The organism is Gardnerella sp. DNF00476, from assembly GCF_049262735.1.
GTDB lineage: Bacteria > Actinomycetota > Actinomycetes > Actinomycetales > Bifidobacteriaceae > Bifidobacterium > Bifidobacterium vaginale.
Genome location: NZ_CP058401.1, coordinates 912,240 through 930,390 on the forward strand (window position 1 = coordinate 912,240; position 18,151 = coordinate 930,390).

Genomic DNA, 18,151 nt, shown 5'->3' on the forward strand with positions numbered 1-18,151 from the left:
GGTGTTTCTTGTCTCACAACGCTCCGCCTCTTGTGTGTTTCTTGTTGTTGCGGTTGTTCCGTTTTGTCTTTGATTTTGTTTTTTGGTTGAAGTTTGTTTTGTAGTGGTTGATCATTGGACTATTTGGTATCGGCTGCCGCTCTTATATTGTTCGACCAAGAATCACCCAGCCCTCTTACATGCTTGAACAATTGCGTAGTTTTCATCACCGAGATTCTCGATTTTTCTTGCTCTCTCGGCGAGTCACCATCGGAGGACTGCGGATCGACTTGCATGAGCGCTTAAAGCGTAGCGCGCGAATGCACTTCGATTCGCTGAGCTTGCTCAAAGTTGAAAGCACAGTGTGCTTTCAACGCAAGCGAAGACGTGAGCGCGCTGTAACGCGCGAGCGATACATCTCTTTCGCTGCGAAAAATCTCGAATCTCCACCACATTTGGCGTAATCTACATAACCCTGTAGCGAGTGGAGTGTTGTTTGATAAAATGCTTGGTATGAGTCTATTTGAAGGCAGCAAGATTAGCGATGGCAGCGACGACAGTGATAATAGCCAAATTAGCGGCATTGGTGAAAATATCAAAAATAGTCAAAATTCTCAAAGCAGCGAGGCTAATCAAGATATTTCTAAGCTCGATCCGCTGATGAATCGTCCTAGAATATCAACAATAGCTTTGTGTGCGCTGTGTGCTGTTCTTTTTGCATCTTTTGCATCAATCATGTGGATTCTAGCCGTTAGAACCGCAATAGGTCAGTCGTATGAAGAAATGGTGATTAGTACTTTTGGATATAGTGCCATTCCGTCGTGGCTGTCTGTTGTACTAACTCCGCTTAGAAGTTCCATACTCGTTATAGTCTTATCTGCCTTGATTTGCGCTGCGGCAGCAATAATATCAATCATAAGAAAACGCTGGTGGCTGATTGCGCAATGCGCTGTAATACTAGTTTTATCTCTAGCTGCAGAGCCTCTAAAACGTGTGCTTCCGCGTCCGATCCTAGTAAATGTAGCAACGCTTGCAAAAAATTCCGCTCCGTCTGGTCACATGCTACTAATGGCGGCTGCGTGCGCGCTGCTTGTTTGCGCTGTAAGTCGCGCTTTTAGAGCATGGATTGCACTTGGCTCAGCAATAATCACATTTCTGCTTGCCATAGCTCTTTTGGGAGGCAGATGGCACAGACCGGCAGACGTTATGATATCCGTACTCATAGTTGGTGCTGTAACATCAACAGTGTTGATTTTTACAAGATCATCTGGAATGGACGTGCCAGGTTCAAGAAGATCATCTATAAGCGTGCAAATCGTTGGAAGCGCAATGATAACAATGGGAATAATCTGCCTAACTTACTGTTCGTACATGATTTACCAGATTATGCCAGGAATAGATTTAGGTGCAAAATGGGCTATAGGGGTATCGCACTCTTGCGCATATTGGGCTGTAGCAGGAGTGTGTAGCTTGACTTTCGGCGTTTTGATGGTTCTTAGACAATCCAGTGCAGCTCCTTTAAGTAGGCTAGGATTAGTTGGTGCTCCGCCTACTCCTCCTTCAAAAAGCGAAGTTCCAAAACGTCAAGATGAGGACGATTTATTGTTAAGATTATCGTCTAATTGAATAAAAAATAAGTAAAGTGGTATATATAGGAGTATATGCTGATATTTCGCAAAGTTTGATTTTGTTGATTTTGTTGAATATGAAACGCGTATTGCGTTAGAGTTTGCGTGGATTGAGTAGTAAAAGCGCGGAATATGCATACAAAATGCATCTGTACGAAAGGAGAGCGTATGACAGAGCAGAACAAGCTTGTCATTGTGGAGTCTCCCACTAAAGCGCGTAAAATAGGCGGATATCTTGGAAACGGATACACTGTTATGGCATCCGTGGGTCATATTCGTGATTTAGCACAGCCAAGTCAGGTGCCAGCTGCTAAAAAGGCAGAATTTGGCAAGTTTGGCGTAGATGTAAACAATGGTTTTGAGCCATACTATGTTGTTGGCGCGGATAAAAAGAAAACAGTTTCGGATTTAAAGGCTGCGCTCGCAAAGTCGGGCGAATTGTTCCTCGCAACTGATGAGGACCGCGAAGGAGAAGCGATTGCGTGGCATCTTGTGCAAGCACTTAAGCCAAAAGTGCCAGTAAAGCGCATGGTGTTTCACGAGATTACAAAAGATGCGATTCAAGCTTCGCTTGCTAACACGCGAAACGTTGACGACCATATGGTTGATGCGCAAGAAACACGCCGCGTGTTGGATAGATTGTACGGCTACGAGCTTTCGCCAGTTTTGTGGCGTAAAGTGGGACCGGGTCTTTCTGCTGGGCGAGTGCAATCTGTTGCAACGCGTTTGATTGTTGAGCGCGAGCGCGAGCGAATGGCGTTTAAAAAGGCGAGCTATTGGGATGTTTGTGCGGATTTGAGCGCAAATGGCGTTGATTTCCAAGCGAGAATGACGGCTCTAAATGGAGAGCGTTTGGCTGCCTCTAAAGATTTTAATTCGCTTGGCGAGCTTCAAAAAACTAAGGGCGAATCTGCTTTAGCGCACTATTTGAATGAGGCAGATGCTTGTGCGATTGCACAGAGTCTTGGCGCGGATGATTTTGTTGTGAGCTCAATGGACACTAAGCCGTATCGCCGCCGCCCATTGCCTCCGTTTACAACTTCTACTCTTCAACAGACTGCTGGAAACCGCTTGTCTATGAGCTCTCGCCAAGCTATGCGCGCGGCTCAATCTTTGTACGAAAACGGTTACATAACCTACATGCGTACTGATTCTGTAACGCTTTCTAAAGAGGCGATTTTTGCGGCGCGAGATTGCGTTAAGTCTAGTTTCGGAGACGAGTATTTAGCGGATTCTCCAAAACAGTATGCTACGACTTCTGCAGGCGCTCAGGAAGCGCACGAGTGTATTCGTCCTGCTGGATCTACGTTTAGAAATCCTGCGGATTTGGCTGGCGCTCTCCCTGCCGATCAGCTTAAACTTTACACGCTTATTTGGCAGCGCACTCTTGCATCTCAAATGGCGGATGCTACTGGTTTTACAGCTACAGTTAAGCTAGATGCTTCGGCTGGCAGCTTTGGAACTGCTAATTTCCAAGCTTCTGGAACCGTGATTGAATTTGCTGGATTTATGAAGGTGTTTGGCGGATTTAGCGAAGATGAGCAGTCTAAGGCTTTGCCTCCTATGGCTAATGGCGATGTTCTTAAAGCTTTGCGAGTTAGCGCGGATGGTCATGAAACTCAGCCGCCAGCTCGCTACACGGAAGCATCTTTAGTTAAAACGCTGGAAGCTAAGGAGATTGGTAGGCCGTCTACTTACGCTAGCATTATTTCCACTATTATTGACCGCGGATACGTGTATGAGCGTGGGCGCGCGTTGATTCCAAGCTGGCTTGCTTTTGCGGTTATTAAGCTTTTGGAAACTAATTTCCCAACTTACGTTGACTACGCGTTTACGGCAGACATGGAAAATGGTTTGGACCGCATAGCACATGGCGAGGAAGCTGGTAAAGATTGGCTTTACCAGTTTTACTTTGGAGATAACGGGGCGGTTGCTAGCGACTTTGCAATGCATGAAGGTTTGCAAAAACAAGTTGATCAGCTTGGCGAGATTGACGCTCGAGAAATCAACACGATTGATATTGGCGGCGGATTGCACGTGCGCGTAGGCAGATACGGCCCGTATTTGGAAGATACGAAGAATCTAGACGAAGATGGCAATGCGCGCAGAGCTTCGATTCCAAGTACTTTGGCTCCAGACGAGTTGACTGAGCAAGTTGCACGAGATTTGATTGAGAACAACTCCGACGGTCCGCGCGTTTTGGGTACAGATCCGCAAACTGGAGGCAGTGTAGAAGTTAGGAACGGGCGTTTTGGAGCTTACGTTGCTCTTGTTGAAGCTTCGGATGAGGATGAGTCGCAAGCAGCCGACGATTCTGCTAAAACTGGCTCAAAGTCTTCTGCAAAATCTAAAAAGTCTGCTAAAGCTAAGCCAAAAATGGCGTCTTTGTTTAAAACAATGGACCCTGCGACAATAACTTTGCAAGATGCTTTGCGACTTTTGAATTTGCCTCGATTGGTTGGCATTGTGGAAGAAGTTGATGAGCAAGGCGAAGTGAAGCGCGCGAAGATTGAGGCGAATAATGGTCGATACGGACCTTATTTGACTAAAACTTACGAGCGCACGGTTGCTAGCGATTCGGCATCGTCTGGTAATTCGGCTGTGGACGACAAGCCAGATAATCGTTCGCTTGCAAGCGAAGACGCGATTTTTAGTGTGACTTTAGACGAAGCCAAGGAGCTTTTTGCTCAGCCGAAGTATGCAAAGCGCACGCGTGGAGCTGCAAAACCGCCGCTTAGGGAGCTTGGAGAAGATCCAGAGAGCGGAAAGCCAGTGGTGATTAAAGATGGCTTCTACGGAGCTTATATTACAGACGGCGTTACGAATCGAACGCTGCCAAAGCAGTACACGCCTGAGTCGATTGAGCCGCAGGTGGCGTTTGAGCTTTTGGCGCAAAAACGCGCGGCTGGACCTGTAAAGCGCAAGAGAACTGCTGCAAAGAAGACGGCAACAAAGAAGACGGCTGCTAAGAAGACGGCCGCTAAAAAGCCTGCTGCAAAAAAGAGCACAGCAAAAAAGTCCACGTCTAAAGGCGAGTAAACCTGGTAGAGGTATGCAAAAATGGCTATAGGTCTTAAAAACAGCGGGCTTAGCGGTTTAAACAAAGGTCTTAAGGGTCTTTTTATATCTTTTGAAGGAATAGACGGCGTTGGGAAAACCACGCAAGTTGAGGCTTTGCGTGATTTTTTGCAAGCACGCGGATTTGAGGTTGTTGTTACGAGAGAGCCTGGCGGAACACCGTTGGGCGAACAGTTGCGCAACATTCTTCTACACGGCGGAGCGATTTCTGCGCGCACCGAGGCGCTTCTGTTTGCTGCGGATCGCGCTCAACATGCTGCGCAAATCATCATCCCAGCCTTGCGGCGCGGTGCGGTGGTTATAACGGACCGTTACATTGACTCATCGCTAGCGTATCAGTCTGGGGGGCGTGAACTCACTATGCAAGATGTGCGCGATTTAAGCGAGTGGGCATCTAATTGCCTTTGGCCAAATCGCACGTATTTGCTAGATATGAGCGAGAAAGATGCTGCTGTGCGATTGCATGGGCAGGCGGATCGCATGGAAAGTGCAGGGCTTGATTTTGCGCGCCGCACGCGTGAAGCGTTCTTAGATCTTGCTAAACAAAATGCGCAAAGATTTTGCGTTTTAGACGCCACTTTGCCAGCTTGCGACTTATCTAAGTTGATTGCTAAAGACATGTGCGAGTTGATGGATAATGCTGGAATAGGTGACAAAAAATCGCCAGAAGCCCCAGAAAATCAAGGATTTTAGGATTTTAGGACTATAGGATTTTAGCAATGGACGTTTGGGAATCGGTAGTTGGTCAAGCGCAAGTTGTTGAACGCCTTAAAAAAGTAGCGCAAGGCGATTCAAGCAAAATCGCGCAATCATGGCTTATTTGCGGATCTGCTGGATTCGGGTGTGCAAAAGTGGCAAGAGCGTTTGCAGCGGCATTGCAATCGAGTGGAAAAGTCGCAAGCAACCGCGCCGCCGAAAACTCCGCCACTCAAATAAACACTCAAATAAACACAGATAAAATCGCAAGTGAAGTATTAGCTGGAACAAGCCCAGACGTAAACATTTTAAGCACGGACAAAGTTACAGTAAGCATTGACGAAGTGCGCGAACTCGTATCAATATCCGAGCAAATGCCAAGTGTTGCACCGTGGCGAATCATAATAATCGAAGACGTTGGGCGCATGCTTGAGCGCACAACAAACGTTTTGCTAAAAGAAATCGAAGAGCCAGCACCTCGCACAATATGGATTCTTTGCGCGGCAAGCGCGGCAGATGTTTTGCCAACAATTCGTTCTAGGTCTCAAATAGTGAATTTGGCTCAACCAAGCGACCAAGATGTGCAAGAATACGTGCAACAAAGCGCACACATTGATGCAAAAACGGCGGCAAGCGTGGCTCGCATAGCTCAAGGAAACGTTGATTTAGCAATGCTTTACGCTACAAGCGAGAGTGCTAGAAGCAGAAGAGAAGAGCTTGTTGCAGGCGTTTTGCGTCTTAGCAGCGCAATAGATGCTATTATGCTTGCACAAACGCTAATCGAAGATGCTAAAAGCCAGGCAGAAGACGAAGTGCAAAAGTCTGTTGAAGCTGAGCAAAGCGAGTTTTTGCGCATAAATGGCATTAAGCCAACAGATAAAATCCCACCTAAAATTCGTAGCGCATACAATGCGATTGGCAAAAAAGACGATGTTAAGCGCAAAGTCACTCGCGTAAGCAGAGACGTTTTAAACCGCGCAATAGATGCGATTTGCAGCGTGTACAGAGATGTGCTTGTTGTGCTAAACAATGCGCAATCGCAAACACCACTTGTGAATCAAGAATTTAAAGCAGAAATTATGCAGCTTTCTAAAAAGAATACAGCAGAGCGCGCGCTTAAATGCCTGGACGCGCTTGCGGTTGCTAAAAAGCGGCTTGCTGGCAATGGAAACGCAACGCTTGTTTTTGAAGCACTTTTATGTGCGCTTTGACTGAGATTGAAATTGCATAACGCATTTCAAGCTCCTTCAAAGCGTGATTTGGCTTAAGGCATAAAGTCCAGTGGACTTTATGCGCCAAATCAGCCGAACGGCTACTAATAGCCGTGAGGAATAGCGTAGCGCGCGAACGTCTTCGCTTGCGTTGAAAGCACACAGTGCTTTCAACCTTAAGCAAGCTCAGCGCTCCGAATTACCTTTTCGCGCTACGCTCTAAGCGAAAAGGTAGGTCGTGTCGTTCGCGCAGATTAGCTGCGCTCACGTCTTCGCAGCGCAGAAGCAGTGCTTCTGCCTTGAGCGGCTCAGCGCTCCGAATTACCTTTTCGCGCTACGCTCTAAGCGAAAAGGTAGGTCGTCGCGTATAGTCACAGCGGTAGTAGATACTTAAATTATGAATATTTCTGCAGATTTCACCACTATTCCAGACAACTTTGCAAAAGCTGCGCCGGAAGAAAACAAGATTAACGGCGTTCCAGTCGTATCTTTTCCATTTTATGTAGACAAGTTGCCGGATTTTGTGCACTACTTGCATTGGCGATTTGTAGACGACGACGCTATACCAGTGTGCGGATTTCAGTGGATTCATTGGGTTGTGGCAAATGTTCCAGTGGAAGCGCTTATGTTTGACTTTAATGACTCGCGCGCTTTGCAAATTCCGCAAGACTTTTCGCGCACAATGCCAACTATGATTCCAGAAGTTGTACAAGGGCGAAACTCGCAAGCTAGCCGATTTGTGGGTTGCACAGACCCTGCAATTACAATGCGCTACAATGGCCCGCAGCCGCCAGACAAGGATCACGACTACATGCTAGAAGTGTTCGGCACGCAAAAGCCTCTTCCAAATCTTAAAGAAGGCTTCTATCTTAACGAAATGATGAATGAAATCAGGCATTACGATTCGTATGTAGACGTTAACGGATTATATTTGCGAGGAAAAGCTTAGAATTTAGGATTTAGGCTTTATATGACTTCGTGCGGATTAGTCGCAAGCAGCTTACGACTATATATGCGTGCGTAAAATAGTCAAAAATAAGCAAAACCAATCAAACTAATCTAAACAAACAAAATAATCAAAAATAATCAAATAACCAAAATAATCAAAAATTAGAAAAATGAGGATGCAAATATGGCATGCACAACAATTTTAGTAGGACGCAAAGCGAGCTACGACGGATCCACGCTTATCGCGCGTAACGAAGACTCAGCAAATGGCGAGTTTAATCCAAAGCGTTTAGTGGTAGTAAAGCCGCAAGACCAGCCTCGCGTTTATAAGTCTGTGCTTAGCCACGTAACAGTAGAGCTTCCAGATAATCCAATGCAATACACAAGCGTTCCAAACGCAGACTTGCGCGAAGGAATTTGGGGAGAAGCTGGCGTTAACGAAGCAAACGTGGCAATGAGCGCAACCGAAACGCTTACATCCAACGAGCGCGTGCTGGGCGCAGACCCAATGGTGGAGCTTCAAAAAGCGCAAGGTAAGGAAGGCGACGCTGATTATAAGCCAGAAGTTCCAGGCGGAATTGGCGAAGAAGACTTCTTAACGCTTGTTTTGCCTTATATTCGTAGCGCTCGCGAAGGAGTTGAGCGTTTGGGTGCTCTGCTAGAAAAGTACGGCACTTACGAGATGAACGGCGTTGCATTCTCGGATGTAAACGAGATTTGGTGGATGGAAACTGTTGGCGGACACCACTGGATTGCTAAGCGCGTGCCAGACGAGGCGTATGTTGTTATGCCAAACCAGCTTGGAATCGACGAGTTCGATTTGGAAGACGCTTTGGGAGACCAAGAAGAGCACATGTGCTCGGCTGATTTGCTTGAGTTTATTGAAGAAAACCACTTAGATTTGTCGGTTGAAAACGCTTCGCCATTTAATCCTCGTGATGCTTTTGGCTCTCATTCAGATGCCGACCACGTGTACAACACTCCTCGCGCGTGGTTTATGGAGCGTTTCTTGAATCCTTATGACGAAGTGTGGGATGGTAAAGACGCTGATCACAAGCCAGATAGCAACGATATTCCGTGGGCGCGTCAGCCTGAGCGCAAAGTGACGGTTGAAGACGTTAAGTACGTGCTTAGCTCGCACTATCAGGGCACTGAGTACGATCCTTACGGCAAGCTTGGCGATGAGCATACTCGTCATCTTTTCCGTCCAATCGGCATCAATCGTCAAAGTCAGCTGGCTGTTATGCAAATCCGCCCTTACGTGCCAGAAGCGTTCCGCACAATTCAGTGGATGGCGTACGGCTCTAACCCATTTAATGCGCTTGTGCCGTTCTATCCAAATGTAAACGAAACTCCAAAGTATTTGGAAGATACGACTACTCGCGTAACAAGCGAAAACTTCTATTGGGAGAATCGCATTATTGCAGCTCTTGCGGATGCTGCATTTAACGACACTGCAAACGCGATTGAGCGTTACCAGGAAGTTGTCGGTTCCCTTGGTCACGCAATGGTTAAGTCTACGGATGCTGCCGTGGCAAAGATTCTTGGCGTTTCTTTGAGAGGTTACGAGCCAGAACGTGAAGGTGATGAAGGCGAAGATTACGATGATTTAGTTCGCGATCCTGAAGCAATTATTGCAGAGCTTCGTAACGACAAAGTGCGTGAAGCTTTGGCTGAAGCGAACGACGATATGGCAGCAAAGTTGAAGAAAGAAACCGATTCTTTGCTTGACACAGTGCTGTACATTACTAGCATGCGTATGAAGAATGGTTTTAATCGTTCCGATCACTGATCGCAAGCTGTTATAGACATTAGTGATAACGCGCATAGTTTTAATGTAATATTGCTATACCACGCCCATGCAATCGTATAGTATAAAAATTGTTCATTTACATTAGCTATGCGCGTTTACTATTGAGCGTTTATTGGGCATCTGTTATTGAACGTTTGTTATTGAACACCATTGGGCATCTACTAGGCTTTTTGCTTATGAAAGTGGGGAATATGAGCATTCTTGATTCGTTTACTACGCAATTTGGATTAGTTAAAAAAATAGACGCCTTCGGATTTATGGATTATTTAAAGAAGAATCCAAGTGAGCAAAAAAAGCACGGTAAAGTGCTACTCGTTACAGCTGATACTCCTCTTAAGGCTTCTAGAGGAGAAGGTAAAACAACTACCACTATTGCGCTGGTAGACGCGTTGCGCGAACGCGGGGTAGATGCGGCGGCTGTTTTGCGCCAGCCAAGCATGGGCATTACTGCAGCGGGTTCAAAAGGCGGCGCTAGCGGCGGCGGAAAGTCCTCACTTTCGCACCCTGAGCTAATCGATTGGGGATTGTGCGGAGAAATGGCTGCCATTGAATGTGCGCAGAATTTGCTTGTTTCTTTTGCAGAAAAAGCGATTGACGAGGGCATTTTAGACACGATTTTAGTGCCGCGTGTAAGCGAAGTACCTTCAAGATCTTTGCGTAGTATTGCTGTTGACTTTGGCAAGAGCACGGTTGCGGAGCGCGTTGTGTTAACGCCAACTTGTGAGCTTATGCAAATCGTAGTGCTTTCGAGAAACATGGAAGAAATCGCAAATCGCGTTGCTGCCATGATTGCTGGCACAAAAGATGGGAATCCTGTTAAATTTGGCGATTTTGTTGACTTGTGGCGAATCACAAATATTCTTGCCGATGCTGTAAAGCCTGCAAAAACTGAGACGATTAATGGATCTCCGATTTACGTTCATTGCGGGCCATTTGCCAACGTATCTCTTGGTATTCCAAGCCTTGTAAGCGTTGAAATGGCTTGTGCGTTGCACGATGTTGTTGTTGTGGAAGCAGGCTATGGCACGGATGCTGGTGCGCAAAAGTGGCTAGATATTGCTGCTCGCGAATTTGGCGCAAAGTGGCCTGCTGCTGCGGTTGTTGTTACTCGTGCAACTACTTGGCGAGATGACGAAACGCTTGCATGGCGCTACCCGTTCCACGTTTCGCGCCTTGAGTCGCTTGATATTCCTACTTTCCCTCTTATTAATTTGTGGGAAGGGGAAGATAGCCAAGTTCCAGATTTGCTTGAGCAAGCTAAGACTTTGGGATTCCGCAAGCCGATTGTTGGCAATTTATTCCGAGATGGCGGAGATGGATTGGCAGATCAGCTAGACGATTTTGTGTCTGTGATTACCGCTGATGCTGAAACGAAAGTTCCAGAAAGTAGGCGAGGAAAGTCGCTTCGCGAGCGCATTAATCTGCTTTGCTCCGAGGCGTATGGTGTGCCTGCTGAGCGCGTAATCAACAAAGCAGGTTTTGCTGATTCGTTGCAGGAAGCGCAGGATTTGTGCAATAAGGCTGGTGTTGATTTTGATAGCTTGGCTCTTGTTGCTGTAAAGTCGCCAGCAACCATGACTGATGACGATCACGCGCCTGAAGATTCTCGCACTGTAACTTTAAAGAAAGTAGAAGTTCACGCTGGAGCTGGGGTTGTTCAAGTCAACCTTACATCTTCACTAACAACGCCAATGCCAAAAATCGTGTGATTGCTTTTAAATATTAATCATTAATAGTAGATAAAAAACGTCGTCAACACATCAATCACGGTGTGAGGACGACGTTTCTGTTTTATAAACGTTGTTTATAAACGTCTTTTAATCTTTTACATAGGATCCATGTTGTATTTGTCGTAAAGATATTTGTGTATTGAACTTGTAGAATATTGTGAAATGTGAAAAACCTCACATATATCATTTAATCATCATATTGTTATAACAACAGAAAATATTACGATTTAGCTTTATTATAAGAGAGTTAACATGTATATTTTTCGTATTTTATCTTAATTAATTTAAATTTTTCTTCAGACTCGCCGAAGGTGTTTTTTTTTATTCGGCGATTCCATAAATATAAAAAGGGTTTTAGTTGTCGGAAAATTTACGACAATTTTCAGTTTGAAAAATAAATTTTTTAGTGTTTTACTCGTGGCTTGTCTCATAACTATTTTCATGAGCGAAGGGAGAAAATACTTAATGAAAATGAAAATAGTGACAGCTAGCTTATTAACAGCCACGTTATTAACAGCAAGTTTATCTTCTTCGGCATTAGCTCAGTCGAGCAATGATAATGCTTTCACTAATCGTGAGAACATTCCAACGAATAAATCCAGTATTAACAACATTGATTTAATTCCTGCTCCTACCCAGCATTTCGGCAAGCCAGATGGGAAACTTCCAGAAATAAGAACTTCAATCAGCTATGTTGATGGAGATTCTACTGACAATCATGCGGATACGAATAAAACTAATAAAATTCTGCGTCCAGGTAGCAAGCTTACGCTCCGGGCTACAGCTAAATTTATTGTTCCTGAAGCTGGCGATGTTTTTAGACCATATCTTCGACTAGCCATTCCGAAAATTCTTACAGTAAACGCAAATGATTTTGTTGTTGATGCTGGCAGTGTTGCAAATAAAGTAGTACAGATTTCAGATTCTAAGTCGTTTGGTAACCACAATCTCGGTAACTATAATCTTTTTGACGTCTACTTTAACTACAACGAGTGGTCTTCTGATTTTGCAAATGAAATGCCATACCTTGCTGCCATAAAAGGCGTGAACCACTCTGGCAATGTATTATCCAATGATGATGTAATAAAAAATAATCAAACAGTTTCCATTGAAATCCATACAGTAATCGACAGTAATGCAAAAACTTCTGATCTAGTTGATTTGCAAAATTACAAAAAAGGTGTGAAACCGTTAATCCAAGGCAGAGTTTCGTATATGCCTTTCCCAACACCTATGGAATATACGTCTACAATCGGCGGATTAAGAGATTTTCCAAACGATAGGATACTGCAAAAAAATCCATGCCTAGTGCGTTCTGATTTGGTAACTGGATGGGACGGCAGAGATAATTATGGATTCTGGTTCACTGGGTTATCTATGGAAACAAGCGGCGTCGATTATGACAGTAGAAGCACTATGGTTGAGTCGCAGAATGGTGTCTTTTTACCACAATTAATACCGGCAAATATTGAGCATAACCAATTCGTAACTATTTATCGCAATGGGAACGACAATAATCCGATTAAGTTGAGATTTAAAATTCCATTTGGTTCTAAGGACTATGCTTTAAATGGAACTAAGCAAGTTTTTAAAAATCATCATTTAACAGTTTTCCGTTCGCCTAACAACAACGATGAAGCTCGTAAAATTATGGCTAATATTGGAATAGAAAAAGTTGCTTATGGGGATACTGAAGTTTTCGGCGATATTCTGGATTCTAAATATTTCGATGGTTGGGGAACTGTTCCAAAACAAAACAGACCTTCTGAATTGCTAATATCTGGAGAATTTAACCCAGATTCAACTGTGTTTGGTCCTGATAATATTAGCAACGGTATTTGGATGAGTGGAAAAGCAAGCGCATACATAAAATCGTATTATCGTGCGTTAGATTGTAATGATAATTATCCAGATAATACTTTGAAATATCCGCCAATTATTAACAAGATTCAGGAGACTGTTGCAACGTATGCGCGCAGTAATCGCAGCAAAGTGAGCACAGTTCCTATTGAAATCGTCATTCCTGCATCTTTGAGTGGACGCGTGTGGTTTGATGCTAACCATAATGGTATTCAAGATAAGGGAGAGTCGAGCATAATTGGTGCAAAAGTACAGCTTGTTAAACAGTATGGGGATAGCACAGTAATCGACATAAATGGCAATAAGGTTAATCCTATTACCACTACTTCGCCTGATGGATCTTACGAATTTACTAATTTGCTGCCAGGAAGCTATGTTGTTAAATTCACACTTCCAGAAGGTAGTGAATATTTTGGTTTTACATACACGCGTAAAGGGTCAGATTCCTCTGTAGATTCTGACGCGATTCCTGGAGAGCCTGTAACTGATAGATCTGTTACAGAAAAAGGATCTGCAGCAACCGATAATTCGGCTTCAAAAGACTCATATGTTGGCAATATAAGTCTTTCTGCTGGCGAAGATAAGAAGCATATTGATGCGGGAGCTTTTAAGAAGGATGATCCTAAGGACCCTAAGCCAAATACTGAGCCTAAGAATCCGCAGCCTAAACATGAAGATCCTAAGGATCCTAAGCAAAATCCTAATCCGAAGGATCCTAAGAAGGATAAGCCGAAGTCTAAGGACCCTAAGCCTAAGGATCCTAATCCTGAGAAGGATAAGCCTAAGGATCCTGATAATAAGCCAAAGCAAAATCCTGAGCCGAAAAAGACTGATCCTAAGGATTACAATCCTGTAAAACCTGATACTCCTAAGTCTCCTGATCCTAAGAAGGATGATCCAAAGCCTAAGGATAAGCCTAATAATCCAAATTATCAGGATAGGGATGTACCTGATACTAAACCTGAAGATCCTAAGAAGCCTGATAATCCTACGAAACCTAAGGATGATAAGTCTGATACTCCTAAGGAACCTGAGTCGAAGGAGCCTAAGAATCCTAAGCCTAATGATGAGACTAAGAAGGATGAGCCTGAAGATCCTGATCCAAAGGATACTAATCCTAAGTCTGAAAATCCGAAGGACAATGAGAACCCTAAGAATCCTGAGTCTAAGCCTGATGATCCTAAGTCTGATACTCCTAAGGATCCTGATACTGATGACACAGAGTCTAATGATCCCCCTCAGTATGAGGATCCCCAGCCTAAGGAGGATTCTTCAGGACCTAATCACTCTGAGATTCGTGAATCAGATAATCCGATACCAAGCAGTAATAATGATTTAGATAGCAATAATAGTCAGCCGAATGAAAGTTCGTTTGACAATAATAATGCTGATTTTAAGCAAGAGCATGTAAGGGATAAGCTTGTAAACACTGGCGTAAGCACAGTTTTCACAGCTGTTGCGTCCGTTGCTATGCTCGCTCTGGGTGCTACAAATAAAATAAAGCGTTATTTCTGCAAGGGCAAGCACAGGCAATAATTGTCGAAAATTCAGGTGAATAATATAAAACGTCGCCAACACATCAATCACTGTGTGTGGGCGACGTTTTGTTTTTGCTTTGTGTTTCGTCTGTTGTTTCCGCGTTTTGTAGTTAGACACGCCGATTAGAGCTACAAAAAGCGGAAATAGCGATCGCGCAAGCAAGGTGGAGATTCGAGATTTTTCGCAGCGAAAGAGGTGTATCGCTCGCGCGTTACAGCGCGCTCACGTCTTCGCTTGCGTTGAAAGCACACTGTGCTTTCAGCTTTGAGCAAGCTCAGCGAATCGAAGTGCATTCGCGCGCTACGCTTTAAGCGCTCATGCAGATCGATTCGCAGCATGAAATGGTGATTCGCTGAAGCAGCAAGAAAAATCAAGAATCTCGGTGATAAAAGATACGCAAAAGTGTTAGATATTCAGAAGGTTTGATGTATTTCTATACGAGCAATAAAAGAGGAGCGCAGCGACGGGACTTGCGAGGAGAGAAATACTCAAACCTCGCGCAATACCAAGCAATGGAACCGCGCTACGCTCTAAGCTCGAAGACAGGTCGATTAGCACGCAAATGTGCGACGAAGCCAATCGCAAGCAAGATCAATCCACTGCTGAACCTCTGGCTGTACAAACTCAGGAATCACTGCGCCATTTTCATCGCGCTTAGCAGTTTCTTTAACAGCCAAAGCCAAGCCGTGCGGACCCTTAGGGAACAAATGTGCTTCCACGCTTACGCCAGCTTTAACACAAGCATTAATAAACATAATTGAGTTTTGAACTGGAACCGTTTGGTCTGTAATCGTTTGCCAAACGAACACAGGTGGAGTCTTAGAATCAACGTGGTTTTCAAGCGAAAGCTGTTCAACGAGTTGCGCGCGAGTGTTAGAATCTACGCTTCCAAAAAGACGGTCGAAAGTTGGCTTATGTGCGTATTCGCCAGCGGAAATCACTGGGTAAGCAAGCATAAGAGCGTTTGGACGAACATCATTTGCGTTGTATCCATTTGTTTCTTCAACATCGTCGCTAACGCTAGTCGCAAGATTTGCTGCAACATGGCCTCCTGCAGAGAATCCAATAATCGCCACTTTTTGCGCATCTACATGCCATTCTTTTGCATTATTGCGAATCAATTGCATAGCTTGTGCGGCTTCCAAAAGCTGAGTCGGGTGTGCACTAGGCACAAGCGAGTAGCGCAGAACAAATGCGTGGAATCCAGCAGCAGCAAACTTCATAGCAACAGGTTCTGCTTCGCGATTAGAAACGCGCAAGAATCCGCCGCCTGGCAAAATCAGCACTGCTGGGCGTGTTTGATCCCCTTCGCTATCTAAGTTGTCATCTAAAACATATCCAGTAAGAAGCGCGTTGCTACCGTCAATGCCTTTAATTTGGCGTTCTATAATCTTCATGGTATCTCTTTTCGTTTTGCTTATTTGCAATTCATGTTAAGCATAATTACTAAGCGCAATTACTAAGCATAATTCTAATCAAATATCTTATTTTTTAAGTGCGTTATTTTATAAATTCGTGTAGAGTCTTAAGAAGTTTCATAAGGAGATTTAAGATGCGTAATGAAGAAGATAATTTGGGTAAAGTTGTTCTTGCAGCCACTCCTATTGGCAATATGGGAGATGCTTCATCGCGCTTGATTAATCTTCTAGAAACCGCGGATATTGTTGCAGCGGAAGACACGCGCAGGCTTTACGATCTTGCAAATCGCCTTGGCGTGCATGTTTCTGGGCAAGTTATTGCATATCACGATCACAATGAGCACAATAAGGCAGATGGCTTGCTGGACAAGGTTGAGCAAGGCAATACCGTTCTTGTTGTTTCCGACGCTGGTATGCCTACGATTAACGACCCAGGGCTTGCGATCGTTCGCCGTGCAATAGAGCGCGATTTGCCTGTTACTTGCGCTCCTGGGCCGAGTGCCGTACTAGATGCTCTAGCGCTTTCTGGCTTGCCAACAGACCGTTTTTGCTACGAAGGTTTTTTGCCGCGTAAATCTGGAGACAGACAGCAGCATTTGCGCTCGCTTATTTCAGAGCGGCGAACAATCGTTTTTTATGAGGCGCCGCACAGAATTGCGGAGTCAATGGAAGATCTTCTTGCAGTTTTTGGCGCAGATCGCAAAATGGCGTTATGTCGCGAGCTTACAAAGGATTTTGAGGAAATAAGGCGAGGAACAATCTCTCAAATATGCAAAAGCGTAGAAAACGACCCTCCGCGCGGAGAAATTGTTCTTGTGATTGCGGGAGCTAGCGATGAAGAAATCAAGCAGCGAAACATTGATTTGAGCGTTGAACAGCTTGCGCAAATGTCTTACGATCTTTCGCAAAATGAGGGTTTGCGTATTAAAGATGCTATAACGCGTATTGTTTCACAAAATCCTCTTTCAGACGGTTCTTTTGCGAATCGTAAAGAAGTTTATGCTGCTTGTTTAAACATCAAGTCATGAAATCTGTTTCGCGTAATCATAGCTTTCTAAAAGTACGTCTAAGCTATGCTTAACATCTGGACCTCCTTTCTGTGAAATATACTCCAGTATTTTTGCGTCAGCGGCTGGGTTTGCTATAACCCATTTTCGTAAGTGCGGAATGTTTCTCGCTATGTGCCAAAGTATTTCTTTGTCTGTATTTTCACAGCATGCTACTTGTTCTGTGAGAATAATTGGCGGTTTTGGTGGTAGATCTTTTGTTTGTGTTTTATGGAAATTTTCTGTATTTTCTTGTACTTGATTTAAATGTTCAATATTAATATTCATAAAAAATATCTTCCTGTTCTATAACGTTTTTTAGCCAATCTTTTGCTTTTTGCGCTCCTGGAAAATGTGGGTTGCTATTTATGATTTTTTCGCATTCTTTAAAGCTTGTGCCATATTCTTGAATCAGATTGAAAATTGTGTCTTTTTTGCGTATCTCGTCGTAAATATTTTTAGATGGTGTTAATGCTATGTCGCAGATTGTTCGAGCAGGAGATGTTATGCGCAAATCTTTAATCACCTTTTGTTCTCTCTTCAACAATTTTCGTCTGAATACTCGTAATGGATGATCATGTGGTACTACGCGATAATGGCTGCCAGAGATAACGTCTAATATGTTTGGAATTGTTCCTCCAAGCCAAATCCATGATGCTGTAAACATGCATGCTGCAGAGTCTCGTGGTATTAGTTTTTTGAGTATTTTGCACCGCCCCTCAATGGACTTTGCAGTGGAATGTGCAAATCCGCTTCTTATTGACAATCGTTCAAAAGCTCCGAATTTAGATAATTTCTTCATGCACAATGGTCCTGGCAGATGCGTTGTGTCTAGCAAGGTTGGAAGATTTTTACTAATGTCAATGTGTTGATTTTTATTGTCGTAATTTTCAAGAATTATTTTTGTTTCTTGAGCTATATCTTTAGTCGTACTGTATTTATTCGCATCATAGTTTCTGCTTTTTGAAGTCTGTCTTGAAGTCTTTTTTAAATTTTTAGCGATTGGCTTGATTGTGGGTTTATCTGTTCTTTTATTTGTTCGCTTATCGGTTGTTTTGCATGTGTATTTACTTGTAGTATTAGTCGAATTGTTAATAGTTTTGTTTGCAATAATTTCTGCTTCGTTATTCATAATCCCTCCTTTCTTGTTAGACATAATGATTGGGAATAATTTTTTAGACATATGGTTTTAGACAGAATAGATA

At 43.9% G+C, this 18,151-nt stretch carries 12 protein-coding genes; 9 read left to right on the forward strand and 3 right to left on the reverse strand.

Annotated features, from left to right (window positions below; genetic code table 11):
* Positions 1 to 483: 483 nt before the first annotated feature.
* The 8 genes from HXT25_RS03695 to HXT25_RS03730 all read left to right on the forward strand — a co-directional run bounded on the left by HXT25_RS03695 (position 484) and on the right by HXT25_RS03730 (position 14,479).
* The gene (locus HXT25_RS03695) at positions 484 to 1,605 is read left to right on the forward strand and encodes a phosphoesterase (RefSeq protein WP_041160695.1); all 1,122 of its coding nucleotides are present in this window, start codon (positions 484 to 486) and stop codon (positions 1,603 to 1,605) included.
* 170 nt (positions 1,606 to 1,775) lie between these two features.
* Positions 1,776 to 4,646 carry a type I DNA topoisomerase gene (topA, locus tag HXT25_RS03700; RefSeq protein WP_422118684.1) on the forward strand — a complete coding sequence of 957 codons (2,871 nt, stop codon included), beginning with the start codon at positions 1,776 to 1,778 and terminating at the stop codon, positions 4,644 to 4,646.
* A 21-nt stretch (positions 4,647 to 4,667) separates the two neighbouring features.
* Positions 4,668 to 5,378 (forward strand): dTMP kinase, encoded by a 711-nt coding sequence (gene tmk / locus HXT25_RS03705; protein ID WP_116439724.1) that lies wholly within the window; start codon positions 4,668 to 4,670, stop codon positions 5,376 to 5,378.
* A gap of 26 nt (positions 5,379 to 5,404) precedes the next feature.
* Positions 5,405 to 6,592 carry a DNA polymerase III subunit delta' gene (locus tag HXT25_RS03710; protein ID WP_422118685.1) on the forward strand — a complete coding sequence of 396 codons (1,188 nt, stop codon included), beginning with the start codon at positions 5,405 to 5,407 and terminating at the stop codon, positions 6,590 to 6,592.
* Positions 6,593 to 6,989: 397 nt separating this feature from the next.
* Positions 6,990 to 7,541: a YbhB/YbcL family Raf kinase inhibitor-like protein gene (locus HXT25_RS03715; RefSeq protein WP_020759648.1), complete on the forward strand. Its 552-nt coding sequence runs from the start codon at positions 6,990 to 6,992 to the stop codon at positions 7,539 to 7,541.
* A gap of 183 nt (positions 7,542 to 7,724) precedes the next feature.
* The gene (locus HXT25_RS03720; protein WP_422118686.1) at positions 7,725 to 9,332 is read left to right on the forward strand and encodes a C69 family dipeptidase; all 1,608 of its coding nucleotides are present in this window, start codon (positions 7,725 to 7,727) and stop codon (positions 9,330 to 9,332) included.
* Between the two features lie 212 nt (positions 9,333 to 9,544).
* A complete protein-coding gene (locus HXT25_RS03725; RefSeq protein WP_422118687.1) occupies positions 9,545 to 11,062 on the forward strand; it encodes a formate--tetrahydrofolate ligase in 1,518 nt (505 codons plus the stop codon).
* Positions 11,063 to 11,548: 486 nt separating this feature from the next.
* Positions 11,549 to 14,479, forward strand: a complete 2,931-nt coding sequence (locus HXT25_RS03730; RefSeq protein ID WP_422118688.1) for an SdrD B-like domain-containing protein — start codon at positions 11,549 to 11,551, stop codon at positions 14,477 to 14,479.
* Positions 14,480 to 15,033: 554 nt separating this feature from the next.
* On the opposite strand, the gene HXT25_RS03735 is transcribed toward HXT25_RS03730, so the two are convergent.
* The gene (locus tag HXT25_RS03735; RefSeq protein ID WP_009994265.1) at positions 15,034 to 15,879 is read right to left on the reverse strand and encodes an alpha/beta hydrolase; all 846 of its coding nucleotides are present in this window, start codon (positions 15,877 to 15,879) and stop codon (positions 15,034 to 15,036) included.
* A gap of 155 nt (positions 15,880 to 16,034) precedes the next feature.
* On the opposite strand from HXT25_RS03735, the gene rsmI reads away from it, so the two are divergent.
* Entirely contained in the window at positions 16,035 to 16,928 is an 894-nt protein-coding gene (rsmI, locus tag HXT25_RS03740; RefSeq protein WP_422118689.1) for a 16S rRNA (cytidine(1402)-2'-O)-methyltransferase, read from the forward strand.
* Here rsmI and HXT25_RS03745 read toward each other — a convergent pair.
* Positions 16,923 to 17,234 carry a hypothetical protein gene (locus HXT25_RS03745; RefSeq protein ID WP_004113848.1) on the reverse strand — a complete coding sequence of 104 codons (312 nt, stop codon included), beginning with the start codon at positions 17,232 to 17,234 and terminating at the stop codon, positions 16,923 to 16,925. The two genes, rsmI and HXT25_RS03745, sit on opposite strands and share 6 nt — an antisense overlap.
* On the reverse strand, positions 17,224 to 18,078 hold the full coding sequence (locus HXT25_RS03750; RefSeq protein ID WP_032833861.1) for a hypothetical protein: 855 nt from the start codon (positions 18,076 to 18,078) through the stop codon (positions 17,224 to 17,226). The genes HXT25_RS03745 and HXT25_RS03750 overlap by 11 nt, the downstream gene beginning before the upstream one ends.
* Positions 18,079 to 18,151: the final 73 nt, after the last annotated feature.